14 protein-coding genes are annotated in these 14,632 nt (G+C 70.5%); 10 read left to right on the top strand and 4 right to left on the bottom strand.

Annotated features, from left to right (window positions below):
- Positions 1-76: 76 nt before the first annotated feature.
- From ACIRPT_RS33320 to ACIRPT_RS33305, 4 genes are all read left to right on the top strand, one after another.
- Complete coding sequence (locus ACIRPT_RS33320) at positions 77-1,420, top strand: ABC transporter substrate-binding protein (RefSeq protein WP_403834045.1); 1,344 nt, start codon at positions 77-79, stop codon at positions 1,418-1,420.
- 11 nt (positions 1,421-1,431) lie between these two features.
- Positions 1,432-2,835, top strand: a complete 1,404-nt coding sequence (locus tag ACIRPT_RS33315) for an ABC transporter permease subunit (RefSeq protein ID WP_403834042.1) — start codon at positions 1,432-1,434, stop codon at positions 2,833-2,835.
- Positions 2,832-3,713 carry a carbohydrate ABC transporter permease gene (locus ACIRPT_RS33310; RefSeq protein ID WP_403834039.1) on the top strand — a complete coding sequence of 294 codons (882 nt, stop codon included), beginning with the start codon at positions 2,832-2,834 and terminating at the stop codon, positions 3,711-3,713. Before ACIRPT_RS33315 ends, ACIRPT_RS33310 begins: the two co-directional genes overlap by 4 nt.
- Before the next feature lie 162 nt (positions 3,714-3,875).
- Positions 3,876-4,391, top strand: a complete 516-nt coding sequence (locus tag ACIRPT_RS33305) for a cupin domain-containing protein (RefSeq protein WP_403834037.1) — start codon at positions 3,876-3,878, stop codon at positions 4,389-4,391.
- Positions 4,392-4,437: 46 nt separating this feature from the next.
- Here the strand turns inward: ACIRPT_RS33305 and ACIRPT_RS33300 are convergent, their stop codons facing one another.
- Entirely contained in the window at positions 4,438-5,766 is a 1,329-nt protein-coding gene (locus tag ACIRPT_RS33300; protein WP_403834034.1) for a PLP-dependent aminotransferase family protein, read from the bottom strand.
- 192 nt (positions 5,767-5,958) lie between these two features.
- On the opposite strand from ACIRPT_RS33300, the gene ACIRPT_RS33295 reads away from it, so the two are divergent.
- A complete protein-coding gene (locus tag ACIRPT_RS33295; RefSeq protein ID WP_403834031.1) occupies positions 5,959-6,825 on the top strand; it encodes an alpha/beta fold hydrolase in 867 nt (288 codons plus the stop codon).
- A gap of 88 nt (positions 6,826-6,913) precedes the next feature.
- On the opposite strand, the gene ACIRPT_RS33290 is transcribed toward ACIRPT_RS33295, so the two are convergent.
- Positions 6,914-8,143 carry an NAD(P)/FAD-dependent oxidoreductase gene (locus tag ACIRPT_RS33290; RefSeq protein ID WP_403834028.1) on the bottom strand — a complete coding sequence of 410 codons (1,230 nt, stop codon included), beginning with the start codon at positions 8,141-8,143 and terminating at the stop codon, positions 6,914-6,916.
- A 382-nt stretch (positions 8,144-8,525) separates the two neighbouring features.
- On the opposite strand from ACIRPT_RS33290, the gene ACIRPT_RS33285 reads away from it, so the two are divergent.
- Entirely contained in the window at positions 8,526-9,896 is a 1,371-nt protein-coding gene (locus ACIRPT_RS33285; protein ID WP_403834026.1) for an 8-oxoguanine deaminase, read from the top strand.
- A 36-nt stretch (positions 9,897-9,932) separates the two neighbouring features.
- On the opposite strand, the gene ACIRPT_RS33280 is transcribed toward ACIRPT_RS33285, so the two are convergent.
- Together ACIRPT_RS33280 and ACIRPT_RS33275 are read right to left on the bottom strand one after the other, a co-directional pair.
- Positions 9,933-10,451, bottom strand: coding sequence for a YfbM family protein (locus ACIRPT_RS33280; RefSeq protein WP_403834024.1), 519 nt, complete (start codon positions 10,449-10,451; stop codon positions 9,933-9,935).
- Between the two features lie 175 nt (positions 10,452-10,626).
- Entirely contained in the window at positions 10,627-11,691 is a 1,065-nt protein-coding gene (locus ACIRPT_RS33275) for an aldo/keto reductase (protein ID WP_403834022.1), read from the bottom strand.
- A 234-nt stretch (positions 11,692-11,925) separates the two neighbouring features.
- Between ACIRPT_RS33275 and ACIRPT_RS33270 the strand changes: the two genes are divergently transcribed.
- From ACIRPT_RS33270 to ACIRPT_RS33255, 4 genes are all read left to right on the top strand, one after another.
- The gene (locus ACIRPT_RS33270) at positions 11,926-12,336 is read left to right on the top strand and encodes a hypothetical protein (protein ID WP_403834019.1); all 411 of its coding nucleotides are present in this window, start codon (positions 11,926-11,928) and stop codon (positions 12,334-12,336) included.
- A gap of 90 nt (positions 12,337-12,426) precedes the next feature.
- Positions 12,427-12,774, top strand: a complete 348-nt coding sequence (locus tag ACIRPT_RS33265; protein WP_403834017.1) for a DUF4288 domain-containing protein — start codon at positions 12,427-12,429, stop codon at positions 12,772-12,774.
- A gap of 209 nt (positions 12,775-12,983) precedes the next feature.
- Entirely contained in the window at positions 12,984-13,787 is an 804-nt protein-coding gene (locus ACIRPT_RS33260; RefSeq protein ID WP_403834014.1) for an ABC transporter permease, read from the top strand.
- A 2-nt stretch (positions 13,788-13,789) separates the two neighbouring features.
- Positions 13,790-14,548 carry an ABC transporter ATP-binding protein gene (locus ACIRPT_RS33255; RefSeq protein ID WP_403497449.1) on the top strand — a complete coding sequence of 253 codons (759 nt, stop codon included), beginning with the start codon at positions 13,790-13,792 and terminating at the stop codon, positions 14,546-14,548.
- Positions 14,549-14,632 lie beyond the last annotated feature (84 nt).

The raw sequence follows: 14,632 nt of genomic DNA, 5'->3' as shown, positions 1-14,632 counted from the left end.
TTCAGCCGGTTCCGCACACCCCGACAGCCCCCGAGCACCGACCGCTCCGACCGCTCCGACCGATGGGAATCCGACCATGAGACACCCCTCCGCGCGTCAACAGCGCATCGCCCGCACCGCCATATCCGGCGCCGCCGTACTCGGCCTGGCGCTCACCGCGACCGCATGCGGCGGCAACGTCTCCCCCGGGGGCGGGAAGCAGGAACTCAGCGGCCAGTCGCTGACCGTCGCCGGCGTCTGGACCGGCGTGGAGCAGAAGAACTTCAAGCGGGTGCTGGACGCGTTCTCCGAGAAGACCGGCGCCAAGGTCACGTTCGCCTCCACCGGCGACAACGTCTCGACCGTCGTCGGCAGCCAGATCGAGGGCGGCAACGCCCCCGACGTGGTGATGGTCCCCCAGGTCGGCGTGCTCCAGCAGTTCGCGAAGAAGGGCTGGCTGGCGCCCCTCTCCAAGGAGGTCGACGCCCAGGCCGGGAAGAACTACGCGCAGGTGTGGAAGGACTACGGCACGGTCGGCAAGACCTACTACGGCCTGTACTTCAAGGCCTCCCACAAGTCGACGGTCTGGTACAGCCCGGACGCGTTCGCACAGGCCGGGGTCAAGCCCGCCGCGACGTACCAGGAGCTGCTGAAGTCCGGCCGTACGCTCTCCGATTCGGGCGTGCCGGCCTTCTCCGTCGCGGGCGAGGCGGGCTGGCCGCTCACCGACTGGTTCGAGAACATCTATCTCTCGCAGGCCGGCGGCGAGAAGTACGACAAGCTGGCCGCCCATAAGATCCCCTGGACCGATCCCAGCGTGGTCAAGGCGCTGACCACCCTCGGCAAGCTCTTCGGCGACAAGAACCTGGTGGCCGGGGGCGGTTCGGGCGCGCTGCGCACCGACTTCCCCGAGTCGGTCCAGCAGGTCTTCGGTCCCGAGCCGAAGGCGGCCATGGTCTACGAGGGCGACTTCGTCGGCGCGCTGGTGAAGGACGAGCTCAAGAAGGAGGTCGGCAAGGACGCCAAGTTCTTCCCGTTCCCCTCGGTCGACGGCGGCAAGGCCCCGGTGGTCAGCGGCGGTGACGCGGCCGTGGTGCTGAAGGCAGGCAAGAACAAGAAGGCCGCGATGGAGCTGGTGAAGTACCTGGCCACCCCGGAGGCGGCCGGCATCTGGGCCAAGGCGGGCGGCTATATCTCGCCCAACAAGAACGTCCCCGCGGGCGATTACCACGACCAGGTCACCCGCAAGGCGGCCCAGTCGCTGACGGCCGCCGGCAACTCCGTGCGGTTCGACATGTCCGACCAGGCGCCCGCGGCCTTCGGCGGCACCCAGGGTGCCGGCGAGTGGAAGCTGCTCCAGGACTTCCTGCGCAACCCCTCGGACCCCAAGGCCACGGCCGGCCGGCTCGAGGCCGCCGCGGTCAAGGCGTACCGCAGCTAAGGGGCCCTGCCATGCCAGTCACCACTTCCGAGGCGCCGCCCGCCAAGACGGGCGGCACCCGGCCCGGCCCGCCGGACGCACCGTCCGGCCGGGCCGGCGCCCCCGGGCGGCGCGCCGTCCGCCGCCGCCGGCGCATCGCGGCCGTCTTCCTGCTGCCCGCACTGCTGCTGCTGGGCGCGCTCGTCGCGTACCCCATCGTGTTCTCCGTCGTGCGCAGCCTGTACGACGCGTCCGGCACCACCTTCGTCGGCGCGGACAACTACACCCAGATGTTCCAGGACCCGGCCACCCTGCGCGCCATCCGGAACAGCGCCATCTGGGTCGTCTTCGCCCCCGCGCTGCTGACCGGACTCGGCCTGGTCCTCGCCGTACTGACGGAGAAGATCCGCTGGAAGACGGCGTTCAAGCTGCTGATGTTCATGCCGATGGCGATCTCCTTCCTCGCCGCCGGCATCATCTTCCGGCTCGCCTACGAGCAGGATCCGCAGCGCGGCGTCCTCAACGCCGTCACCGTCGGCATCCATGACAGTTTCCAGGGGGATGCCGCCTCCTTCCCGACCGCCAAGACACGCATCGGCGACAAGCTGCTGGTGAAGGGGCACGACGGCTCGTACACGACGGCCCGCCGTACGGGGCCGGGAAACACCGTCAACCTCGGCCTGGTGGGCGTGGCCCCCAAGGACATGCCCAAGCAGGCCGCGCCGGCCGCGAAGGCGGGCGACGCAACGGCCGGCGACGGCGAACTGCGCGGTGTGGTCTTCCTCGACTTCACGCCCGGTGGCGGCGGCAGGCCCGGCAAGGTGGACGCCGCCGAACGCGGTCTGCCCCGGCTCGCCGTCGAGGCCGTCGATCGGCACGGCAAGGTGGTCGCCCACGGCACGACCGGCCCGGACGGCGCGTACCGGCTGACCGGCCTGACGTCCGGCTCGTACGCCGTCCGGCTCCCCGCCCAGGACTTCGCCCCGCCCTACGAGGGCGTCTCCTGGCTCGGCCCGGCGCTGATCACGCCCGCCATCATCGGCGCCTACATGTGGATCTGGACCGGCTTCTCCCTCGTCCTGATCGGCGCGGGGCTCTCGGCGATGCCGCGGGACATCCTGGAGGCCGCGCGGATGGACGGTGCGAACGAGTGGCAGGTGTTCCGCAGGATCACCGTGCCGCTGCTCGCGCCCGCCCTGGGCGTGGTGTTCGTGACCATGGTGATCAACGTGATGAAGGTCTTCGACCTCGTCTACATCATCGCCCCCGGCCCCGTGCAGCAGGACGCCAATGTGCTGGCCCTGCAGATGTGGCTGGTCTCCTTCGGCGGCGGCAACAACCAGGGCCTGGGCAGCGCCCTCGGTGTCCTGCTGTTGCTCCTGGTGGTCCCGGCCATGGCCCTCAACATCCGACGCTTCCGCAGGAGCCAGTCATGACCACCGTCCAGCAAGCCACCGCCCCGCGCGGGCGAAAGACGGCACGGCCGGCGAAGCGGCTCACCACCAGCCTGATCCAGGCCCTGCTGCTCATCATCGGCCTGGTCTGGCTCACCCCCGCCGCCGGACTGTTCCTCTCCTCCCTGCGGACGGAGGAGGCGAATGCGAGCGGCGGCTGGTGGCAGGCGTTCACCACCCCGGGCCAGCTGTCGTTCGACAACTACTCGGCGCTGCTGAAGGACTCGGGCATCGTCCAGGCCTTCTGGAACACCGTGCTGATCTCGGTGCCCACCACCATCGCCGTCGTGGTGATCGCCGCGCTCGCCGGATACGCCTTCGCCTGGCTGGACTTCCCGGGCCGCGACTGGATCTTCCTGCTGGTCGTCGCGATGCTCGTGGTCCCGGTGCAGATCGGGCTGTTGCCGGTGGCCAAGATGTTCGGCGCGCTGGGGCTGTTCGGCTCGATCCCCGGCGTGGTCCTCTTCCACACCGCCTACGGTCTGCCCTTCGCCATCTTCCTGCTCCGCAATTTCTTCGCGGAGATTCCCAAGGAGATGCTGGAGGCTGCCCGGATGGACGGCGGCGGGGAGTGGCGGATCTTCTCCCAGCTCGTGCTGCCGCTGGGCCGGCCCGCCATCGCCAGCCTGGCCATCTTCCAGTTCCTGTGGGTGTGGAACGACATGCTCGTCGCCCTGCTCTTCGCCGACAACGAGTCCCAGCCGCTGACGGTGGCCCTGCAGTCGCAGATGCGGCAGTTCGGCAGCAATATCGGGGTGCTGGCGCCCGGCGCGTTCCTCTCCCTGATCGTGCCGCTGATCGTGTTCTTCGCGTTCCAGCGGCAGTTTGTGCAGGGAATCATGGCGGGGTCGGTGAAGTAGGAACCGGGCGACGTTTCCGCCGGTCAGGCACTGGCGGCAGGCACGGTCGTCAGGCGCTCGGGGTGATTCGGGCCATGGTACGGAGCGGTGTCCGGGTGGTAGGCGTACCCGGACACCGCATCCCCCGCTGACCCCCGACCGACCCCGACGAGCAGGACTCCCATGACCTCGCACGACGCCTTTCACCCCGACCTCCCGGACGACGGCCGGGACGACCCGGCCGGAGGTGCCGGCTCCCTGCCGCTGCGCGCCCGGCTGCATCACCTCCGCGCCGATGCCCTGGACGGCGATACCGCCCAGTCCGGGGGCATGCGGCGGTTCGCCGCGATCAGCGGGCGGACGGTCGGCTCGGAGCGCATCTGGATGGGGCAGACCCATGTCGCCCCGGCGACCACCTCCGCCAACCATCACCACGGTGCCTCCGAAACCGCGATCCATGTCATCAAGGGCCACCCGGAGTTCGTCTTTCTCGACGACTCCAGCGGCACCCCCGAGGAGATCCGGCTCCGTACCGCGCCCGGCGACTACATTTTCGTCCCGCCGTACGTCCCCCATCGCGAGGAGAACCCGAGTCCCGACGAGGAGGCCGTCGTGGTGATCGCCCGCAGCACCCAGGAAGCCATCGTGGTCAACCTTCCCGGGCTGTATGTCCTCGGCCACGGGCCGAGCGCCGACTGACCCCGTCGAACGGCCTCCCCCTTCTCCTCGCTCCCCTTCCCCTCCCCTATTCCGCCCCCGCGTCCTCCGGTGTCCCATGGGCCAGTTCGGCCAGTACGCCCAGGGCGTCGGCCAGGGCGTCGAGGGGCGGGGAGGCCAGGGCCAGGCGTACGGCGTTGGGCGCGTGGCCCGGACCGACGGCGAACGCTCCCGAGGGGGTGACGGCAATACCGTGGCGGGCAGCGGCGGCGACGAAGGTGTCGGCCCGCCAGGGGTCCGGGAGCTGCCACCACAGGTGGTAGGCGTGCGGGTCGGCCTGGATGGCGTGCGGGGCGAGGCGTGCGGCGGCGAGCCGCTGACGGTTCGCGGCGTCGCGTCGCTTGTCCTCCTCGATGGCGGCGGCGGTGCCGTCCGCCATCCAGCGCGTCGCCGCATCCAGGGCGAAGCGGGCGGCCGTCCAGGTACCCGACCGAAGCGCCGCGGCGAACTCCTGCGTACGCCCCTCGGGGGGCATGACGAAGCCCAGGGTGAGGCCCGGGGCGAGGCGTTTGGACAGGCTGTCGACGAGAACGGTGCGTTCGGGGGCGAGGGCGGCGAGGGGGCGGAGGTCGCGGCGGAGAAAGCCGTAGATGGCGTCCTCGATCGCGAAGAGGCCGTGCCGGCGCAGGGTTTCGGCGAGTTGCTCGCGGCGGTGGTCCGGCATGGTGATGCCCAGCGGGTTGTGCAGGGCGGGCTGGAGGTAGACGGCGCGCAGCGGCGGGGCGGCGTCGACCGCCTCGGGGAGGAGGCCGTGTTCGTCCATCGCCAACGGTACGAGGGTGACGCCGAGGCGGGCGGCGATGCCCTTCACCACGGGGTAGGTCAGCGATTCGACGCCGAGGCGTTCGCCGGCCGGGACGAGGGCGGCGATGGCCGCGGCGATGGCCTGCCTGCCGTTGCCCGCGAAGAGCAGCCGCTGGGGGTCCGGGGCCCAGTCGCCGCGGGCGAGGTGGGAGGCGGCGGCCTCGCGGGCGGGCCCGGTGCCCGCCACGCCGACCGGCCGCAGGGCATCTCCCAACACATCGGCGCGCAGCAGGTGTTGGAGGCTCTCGGCGAGTCGGGCCGGCTGTTCGGGCAGCACCGGGAAGTTCAGTTCCAGATCGATCCGCGCCCCGCCCGGCTCGGCCAGCGCGGGCTCGGCCGCCGGCGCGGAGGTCCGTACGAACGTTCCCCGTCCGACCTCACCCACCGTCAGGCCGCGCCGGGTCAGCTCGCGGTAGACGCGTGCCGCGGTCGAACTCGCGATGCCCCGCTGACGGGCGTACCGGCGCAGCGGCGGCAGCCGGTCCCCCGGGCGGAGCCGGCCCGCCGCGATCTCGGCAGCCAGCTCATCGGCGATCACGCGATAGTCGTCCACCAGCAGGCCCCCACGTCCCCGCGGCGCGCGCCGCACATTCAACATTGCACCGAGCGCATTGTTTTTATTGCACCGAGAGATTGCCCTCTATAGCATCGAGTCGTCAAGTCGACGGACGCCGATGGAAGTTAACGAAGCCAACGGAAACCGGCGGCAGTTGGCGGAAGAACGCGGAAGAACGGGGCAGGAACAATGACCATCACCGGCGCATACGAGGATGCGGGCGACGGCGAGCCGCTCGTCCTCATCCATGGACATCCCTTCAATCGCTCGATGTGGCGCCCGCAGATCGACCATTTCCGGCGGGCGGGCATGCGGGTGATTGCCCCGGACCTCCGCGGTTACGGCGAGAACCCGGCCGTACACACCCCTGCACCAGGAAATTCCGCACCCGGCAAAACCGCAGCGGGAAACACCTCACCGGGAAAAACCACACTGGAGACCTTCGCGCGGGACATCGCCGGCCTCCTCGATCACCTCAAGGTCGAGCGCTTCGTCCTCGGTGGCCTGTCCATGGGCGGGCAGATCGCGATGGAGTTCCACCGGCAATTCCCGGACCGGATAAGCGGCATGCTGCTGGCCGACACCTTCGCGGCCGCGGATACGGACGAGGCCCGCGCCGTCCGCCGCGACACGGCCGATCGCCTGCTGCGCGAAGGCATGGCCGGCTACGCCCGGGAAGTGCTGCCCAAGATGATCGCGCCGCGCAACATCGAGACGCAGCCGGCCGTCGCCCGACACGTCCTGGACATGATGCGGGGCACCTCTCCCGAGGGCGCGGCCGCGGCGCTGCGTGGCCGCGCCGAGCGGCGGGATTACACGGACCTGCTGTCGCGCATCACGGTTCCGACCCTGGTCGTCGTGGGCGAGGAGGACGAGTTCACGCCCGTCAGCGACGCCGAGCTGATCGCCGACCGGGTGCCCCACGCCTCACTCAAGGTCATTCCGCAGGCGGCACACATGCCGAATCTGGAACGTCCCGAAGAGTTCAATGCGGCGCTCCAGGAATTCCTCGAGGACCTGCCGGCGGCGCGCATTCCGCAATCGGTGGAGCGATAGCCGGCCAGCCCCTCTCGCTGTTCGCCTCCTCATGGACGCCAATAGGGCGCAATGGTCCTCAACAGGCCTCAATGGGCGTCAATGGGCCTCAATGAGCGTCGTAAATTCCGCGATAGTGCCCCAGCGCCCTCTCGCGCACCTTCCGGTCGGTCCAATGGTCGAAGCGGCCCGGGGCCAGCCGGTCCGGGTCCACGAGGGGGTGCCCCGTGTCCAGGAGGAGGTGGGCCAGATGGCGGCCGACGCCGCCGGCGTGGGTGAGCCAGCTGGCCTCCGCGACCCAGAGGCCGGGGGCACCGGGGGCAGGGCCGACGAGGGGAAGTTCGTCGGGGGTGAGGGCGAAGACGCCGTTGAGCCGGCGTCCCTGCGGGGCCTGCCGGAAGGCGGGGACGAGGGCACGGGCCTCGGCGAGCGCGGTGCCGAAGTCGGTTTCACGGAAGGGGCGTTCGGCCCCTTCGAGTCCGGCGGTCGGCTCCACGGGGAGGGGGGTGTGCGCGTAGCTGCCGAGGCCGTAGCGGCGGCCGTGCCGGCGGGTGTAGACGGCGTGGTCCGGGTACCGCACGATCGGGGTGTCGAGGGGGGTATCGCGGGGGGTGTCGTCGAGTTCGGGGCGTTCGGCGGTGAAGAGATAGGGGTGCTGGACGTCCACCATCGGCAGCCGTACGCCGGCCTGGCCGGCCAGCACCGGGCCCCAGATCCCGGTGGCGAGTACGACGCGGTCGGCCCGCAGCAGGTCGTCGCCGTCCGCCCCGGTCCGTACGCCGACGATCCGGCCGCGCGCCAACTCCAGCGCCCGCACCGGCGTCTGCCAGCGGAACCGGGCGCCGGCCCGCTCCGCCGCGGCGACCAGGGCCGCGGTCAGCGCCGACGGGTCGGCGGCGCCGTCGGAGGGGATGTGCAGCCCGCCGAGCGCCCGCTCGCCGTCGACCAGGGCCGGGGCCAGCGCCACCGCGGCCGCCGCGTCGATCACCTCGGCCTCGATGCCCAGCCCGCGACCGTGCTCGACGTCCTGGTGGGCCTGCGCCAGCCGCGCCTGCGTCGTGGCCACCTCAAGGCAGCCGACCTGCCAGAAGGCCGGGCGGTCCGCGCCGGCGGAGAGCGACCGGTAGGTGGCGACGCTGTCCTTGGCCAGCACGGCCAGTTCCGGCGTGGCGCTGAGCTGACCGACGAAGCCGGGGGCCAGGCCGGTGGAGCCGGGCAGCACATCCCGCTCGCGGGTGTCCAGGACGGTCACCCGGTCGTGCCCCAACGCGGTCAGGTGGTAGGCAACCGATGCCCCCACCACTCCGGCTCCCACGACCACTATTTCTTCGACTGCCATGCGCCGTCTCCCGCCTCCCCGTACTGATCGCGTACTTGGTCGCCTGCTGATCGCGTACTGATCCCTCCAGCGACCGCTGGTCACCATAGCCAGCCACCACAACCGGCCGCCGGCGTCGGCATACAGCGGGGCGGTACGGGGCAGCACCTCGTTCGCCGGCACAACCCGAGGGCGCATACCCACCGCGCGAACGACAAAGGCGAATAACGGGTGCGCGGAACGGGCAGACGACCAACGACCAGGGGAACAACGCCCGTCCGCCCGCGTGAGCGAGTGGTGACGATCCGGGGTCGGCTCGGCGCACGACACCGGTACAGGGCAACTGCGCACTCAGTGCAGTCCTTGTGCCATTGCCGGCACACCGATCACGGGAGAACCACGCATGCGCAAGCCCAGCTATGACTATGACCTGCTCGTCAAGGATGCCCAGCTGCTCGTCGTCGACGGCGCCACCGAGATCGCCGGCGGCTGGATCGCCCTGCGGGACGGCCGCGTCGCCGCGGTCGGCGGGCCCGGCACCGAGCCGGAGAGCGTCGCACGTACGATCTCCGCAACCGGCCGCCTGGTCACCCCCGGCCTGATCAACACCCATCACCACATCTACCAGAACCTCACCCGTTCCTTCGCCCCCGCGGTCAACGGCACCCTCTTCAACTGGCTCACGGCGCTCTACCCCCTGTGGTCCGCCCTCGACGCGGAAGCCGTCCACCTCTCCACCTACGTCGGCATCGCCGAACTGCTGATGGGCGGCTGTACGACCTCGATGGACCACCTCTATGTCCATCCCCGGCCGCGGCTGGTCGACGCCGAGATCCGTACGGCCCAGGACATCGGCTTCCGCTTCCACGCCACCCGCGGCTCGATGACCCGCTCCGTCGAGGACGGCGGGCTGCCGCCGCGCTCCGTCACCCAGACCGATGACGAGGTACTCGCCGACAGCGAACGGGTGGTGACCACCTATCACGATCCCTCGCCGGGCGCCCTGATCCGCGTCGCGCTGGCGCCCTGCTCGCCGTTCTCGGTGACCAAGGAGCTGATGGTGCAGACCGCGGAGCTGGCCGAGCGGCTCGACGTACGGCTGCACACCCATCTCGCGGAGGACCGCGACGAGGACGCCTTCTGCCTGGAGACACACGGCTGCCGGCCCGTCGAGTACTTCGATTCCGTCGGCTGGATGACCGACCGGACGTGGGTGGCCCACTGCATCTACCCGGACGACGCGGAGCGCGCCCGGCTCGCCGCGGCCGGCGTCGGGGTGGCGCACTGTCCCAGCTCCAACATGCTGATCGGCGGCGGCACCGCCGCCATCCGGGAGATGCGCGAGCTCGGCATGCCGGTGGGCATCGGCTGCGACGGGTCCGCCTCGACCGACCACGCCTCGTTGTGGATGGAGACCCGCGGCGCCCTGCTGCTCGCCCGCTATCGCGGCGGCCCCGGGGCGATGACCGCCCGCGACGCCCTCGACATGGCGACCCGGGGCTCCGCCCGCTGCCTCGGCCGCGACGACGAACTCGGCCATCTGCGGCCCGGCGCCTGCGGCGACCTGGTCGTCTGGAACACCCATGAGGTGGCGCTCGCGGGCTCGTTCACCGACCCGGTGGAGGCCTGGCTGCGCTGCGGGCCGTCCCGCGCCTGGACCACGATCGTCGGCGGGCGCGTCCTGGTGGACGGGGGTGAGCCCCAACTGCCGGAACTGGAAGAGAAGTTGCGGGAGCACGCACGGGTGGCGCGCCGGATCCAGCGGCTGAAGTGAGAACCGGTACGGTGCGCCCCCTCGTCTCCCGCTCCCTCAGAAGCTGAAGTTCATCAGCGCCCCCGACTCCAGGCGGGCCGTGGCGTCGAAGAAGCTCACCAGCGTCTCGTAGGCCCCCTTCAGATACTCGAGCTCGTCTTCATCCTCGGGATCCCAGACGTTGGGGTACACCCCTTCCTCGGTCATCCGAACGGGGTCGTAATGGGTGGCCAACCGCTCCCACGGCAGCGCCCGCAGCCTCTTCGCCACGCCCTGGACGTGCTCGACGCCCCAGCTGAACAGCGTGCCGTCGTCGTCTATCTGGTAGCCATCCATCAGGAACTCAATGGACGCATCGGCCGCGCCCAGCAGGAACTCCAGGCCGGCCCAGGCCTTGTCGAGGTAGGCCTCGGGGTTGTCCGGCCGGAGCTCGTCGACCTTCCAGAGGAATTCGCTCGCCCACTCGTGATCCTTCTCCGCCCTGTTCAACTCCTCCGGCGTCACGCGCGTGAACGAGATGACCATGCCCATGAAGACAGCCCCCATCATCGAGTCGAGATCGATCCATCGCTTCAACGAACAAATGTTCCATGCCGCACTGACAACGCGAGCGCAGACAGCCAGAGCAGGGCGGGCATCGAAGGTCTCGCGATCACGAGGCCGGGGGTCCGGGCCGCCACCGCGCTTCAGCCGCGGTCATGAATCCGATCCAACGGTGGGTCCCGACGCCAGGAAGCTCCGATTCAGGCCACTAGAGGACCCCGCCCGTCGTCCGCCGGTACGTGGAGCGCCGGTCGTCGATGTCGGCCCGGCGGTCACCGTAAACGTTCGCCTGGACACCGGGCTCGTTCAGGAACGCATGCGGGAAGCCCAGCGGCACCGCGCTCGCCCCGTCCAGCCGCGCCAGGGCATCGGCGTCGAGGTGCACGTCGACGCTGGCGAGATTGTCGGCGAGCTGGCTCTCCTTCGTGGCACCGATGATCGGGATGATGTTGCCGGGGCGGCTGCGCAGCCACGCCAGCGCCACCTGCGCCGGGCTCCAGCCGCCCTTTTCGGCGATCTCCAGTACGGCGGTGATGGTCTCGTCCTCGTTGTGGTTCCCGCCGCTGTACTCGCCGACCACGGTCAGCCGGCCGTCCGCACCCCGGCGGTACTTGCCGGTGAGCTTGCCGCCCGCGAGCGGCGCCCACGCGAGCACCGCCTGGTCGAAGGCGCGGGCCTGCGGGAGCAGTTCCCGCTCCGGCGTCCGCTCCAGCAGGTTGTAGCGCATCTGCGAACCGGCGAAGGCGGTCCAGCCGCGGAGTTCGGCGAGCGTACTGGCCTGCGCGATCTCCCAGGCGGGCCAGTCGGAGACGCCGATGTAGAGCACCTTCCCGGCGCGTACGAGGTCGTCCAGCGCACGCATGGTTTCCTCGACCGGGGTGAAGTTGTCCCGCGCGTGCACCCAGAGAATGTCGAGGTGGTCGGTGCGCAGCCGCTCCAGACTGGTCTCGACGGACTGGACGAGGCTCTTGCGGTGATTTCCCGCGGAGTTCACATCACCGCTGCGGGTGGCGCAGGTGAATTTGGTGGCCAGGACCAGTTGCTGCCGGCGGCCGCCGTCGAGCAGTTCGCCGAGAATCGTCTCGGATTCTCCGCCGGTGTAGATGTTGGCGGTGTCGATGAAGTTGCCGCCGGCGTCCGTGTAGGCGTCGAGGAGGCGCGCGCTGACGTCCTTGGAAACGCCCCAGCCGCTGTCTTCCCCGCCGAAGGTCATCGCCCCCAGGCTCAACTCGCTCACCCGCAGGCCGGTCTTGCCGAAGAGTGTGTAGCGCACCGCGTTTCCTTTCGTGGCAGTTCGTGTGGCAGACGCTAGGTGCTGGAGTGCGCTCCAGCACAAGACCGGCCCGCTGTGGTGGCACAGCTGACACCTGACTGCCCATCTCTCTGCCACCCCGTCTATGTGGCCGTCGTCGGTGCAACGCTCTTCGGCAGCACCGGACCGCCGGGTCACCCCCGTGGCCCGGGTGGTCCGGTGTGTCAGCCTCAGCCCCACTTCGGGAGGAAGACCATGAAGATGCTGAAGACGCTGAAGACGCTGCCCACGACGACGCGCCCCTTGACGACGTCACGCCTGGCGACGGCACGCCTCACGACGCTGCGCCGTGCGTTCATCGCCGGAGTCCTGACCCTCGCGCTGGGGGGACTGGTCGCCCCGGCCGCCTCCGCCGTGGCCCCGGCCGGCGCCGCGGACGCCCGGAGCACGACCGCGTCGGCCGCGCTGAGCTGCCGCGCCGCCGACAACCACGAGGAGATCGCCGCGAAGTTCATCTCCCGGTGCAAGAAGGGGTCCATCCGCAGCGAATTCCCCAGCGACCGGCTGTCCCGTTCGCTCGGCCAGATCTACGCCGGCAAACGGAGCGGTGACCGGGACGACGTCAAGGCGTGGAAGCTGCTGAACGACCGCCGGTTCGACAAGTGAGAAACGGGCGGATCGCGGGGAGGGTGAGGATCGTGGGGAGCGGCTCACCGCGAACGCACCCGCCGATACCGACCGGGCAAGGAGTCCGCCATGACCGCCATGAACCCCAAGACGATTCCTCATGTGGCGATTGTGCTGATGGAGGCACGCTCCGAGGCGGCGGACCGGCCGTCGCTCTTCCAGGAGAGCTTCCTGCTGGTGCACGCGCCGGACGAGAAAGCCGCACGGGAGCGGGTCGAGCGCCGGGCCCGGGAGGCGGAGACGGGCTACCGCAACGAGCAGGGTGAGACCGTCGTCTGGCGGCTGCGGGCGATCGTCGACGTCAAGGAGGCCGAGGACACCGATCTGACCCGGGACGCCGATCTCTACACCCGGCACTTCCGGGACTACGCGTCCTACGAACGGTTCGAGCCGCTGCTCTCGGGCGAGGAGATCTGAGCCCCGCCCGGCCCCCGCAGCTCACCCAAGTGGCCCGCCCCGCCTTGCCGGGGCGGGCCACCGCGCGTATGCGGGCACGGATACGCGACCGGCACCCGGGCCGGGCCGCGAACGCGAGACCGGCACACCAAACGGTGAACCGAGTCGCCGGCCGACGCTACGTACAGGGCGTAACCGGAGGACATCTGACGGCACCCGTGGGAGAACGCATGACACACGACACCCTCGCCCCGCCGCTCGCGGGCAAGCGCGACAACCCCTCGCTGGCCACGGTGCTGGGCACCGAGCTCGCCCGCAATCGCCGGGGCTTCGTGCCCTGGTATCACCTCCTCGCGCCGGTCATCATCACCGTCCCGCTGTTCCTCGGGGCGCTCGGCTCCTCCGAGGCCAAGGCGGGCCAGACGTTCGAGGTGTTCCGCAATGTGACGCTGGAGTTCTGGGGCGTGCTGGTGCCGATGACGGCGGGCCTGGCCGCGGCGCTGTCGGTCCGCGCCGACCAGGACGCGTGGCGACTGCTGCTGTCGTACGGCGTGCCGCGCGGCCGCTATTTCGTCGGGAAGGTGGCCGCGCTGGGTGTGCTGGGCTTCCTCTCCTCCACGGTGCTGCTGGTGATGCTCTCGCTGGGCGCGGTGCTCAGCGGCAAATTCCCCGGCGCCTTGGGCACGGTCGTCGCCGCGGTCTATCTGCCGTGGCTGGTGGGACTGTCGATGACCGCGCTGGCGGTGCTGGTCGCCGTGATGTGGGGCATGGGGCCCAGCATCGGGGTGGGCGTGGCGGGGCTGCTCTCCGGCGCGCTCATCTCCGACAAGGTCTTCTGGTACGCGGTGCCGTTCGCCTGGCCGATGCGGGTGGTGCTGCCGCTGGCCGGGATCGGTCCCAACGGCGTACCGCTGCCGAAGGACAGTCCGGTAACGGACCCCTCGGCCATCCCTCTGGCCGTCGGCCTCGCCGCCGCATTGACGGCGGTCCTGCTGATCATCGGCAGCCTGCACATGAGCCGTAAGGAGATCTGACCATGACCGCGATGACACCGGGATACTCCGAGATGCCGACCGGCCGGATGCCGACGGCCCTCAAGATCCGGCAGCTGCACAAGCACTACGGCGCGCACCGCGCCCTGGACGGGGTGGATCTGACGGTCCAGGTCGGGGAGGTCTATGGCCTGCTCGGGCCGAACGGCGCCGGCAAGACGACGCTGATGAAGGCGCTCCTGGGACTGCAGCGGCCGACCTCGGGGAGCATCGAGATCTTCGACCGTCCGGTGGGGCGGCAGTCGCTGGCGGATGTCGGCGCGCTGATCGAAGTGCCAGGCCTGTGGCCCACATTGACGGGTGATGAGACGCTGCGGGTACATGCCAAGCTGCGCGGGGTGCCGCAGGAGTGGATCGAACCGGCGCTGCAGTTGGTCAAGATGACCGATGCGCGGAGCCGGAAGGTCGGGGCGTACTCCCTGGGTATGCGCTGGCGGCTGGGGATCGCCGTGGCGCTGCTGGCCAAGCCGCGGCTGATCGTGCTGGACGAGCCCACCAACGGTCTGGATCCGGTGGGCATCCGCGAGATGCGCGGGATCATCCGCTCTTTGGCCGGGGAGGGAGTGGCGGTACTGATCGCCAGTCATCAGCTGGCGGAGGTCGCCCAGGTCTGCGACCGGGTGCAGGTGCTGGTGGCCGGGCGCACCCGCTTCGAGGGGCCGCTCGCGGGGCTGGCCCTCGACGGAGATGTGGAGGCCGGTTTCTTCCGGCTGCTGGAGACCGCGGACGCGGGGATCCGCTGATGCGGGAGCCCTCGGCAGCGGACCGCGGGCGGCCCCGGTGGTGTGTGCCACCGGGGCCGCCCGGACGCCGCCCTCCCGCGGGAC

It is taken from the genome of Streptomyces sp. NPDC101227 (assembly GCF_044767545.1).
GTDB lineage: Bacteria > Actinomycetota > Actinomycetes > Streptomycetales > Streptomycetaceae > Streptomyces.
This window is presented reverse-complemented; position numbering and strand designations above follow the sequence as displayed.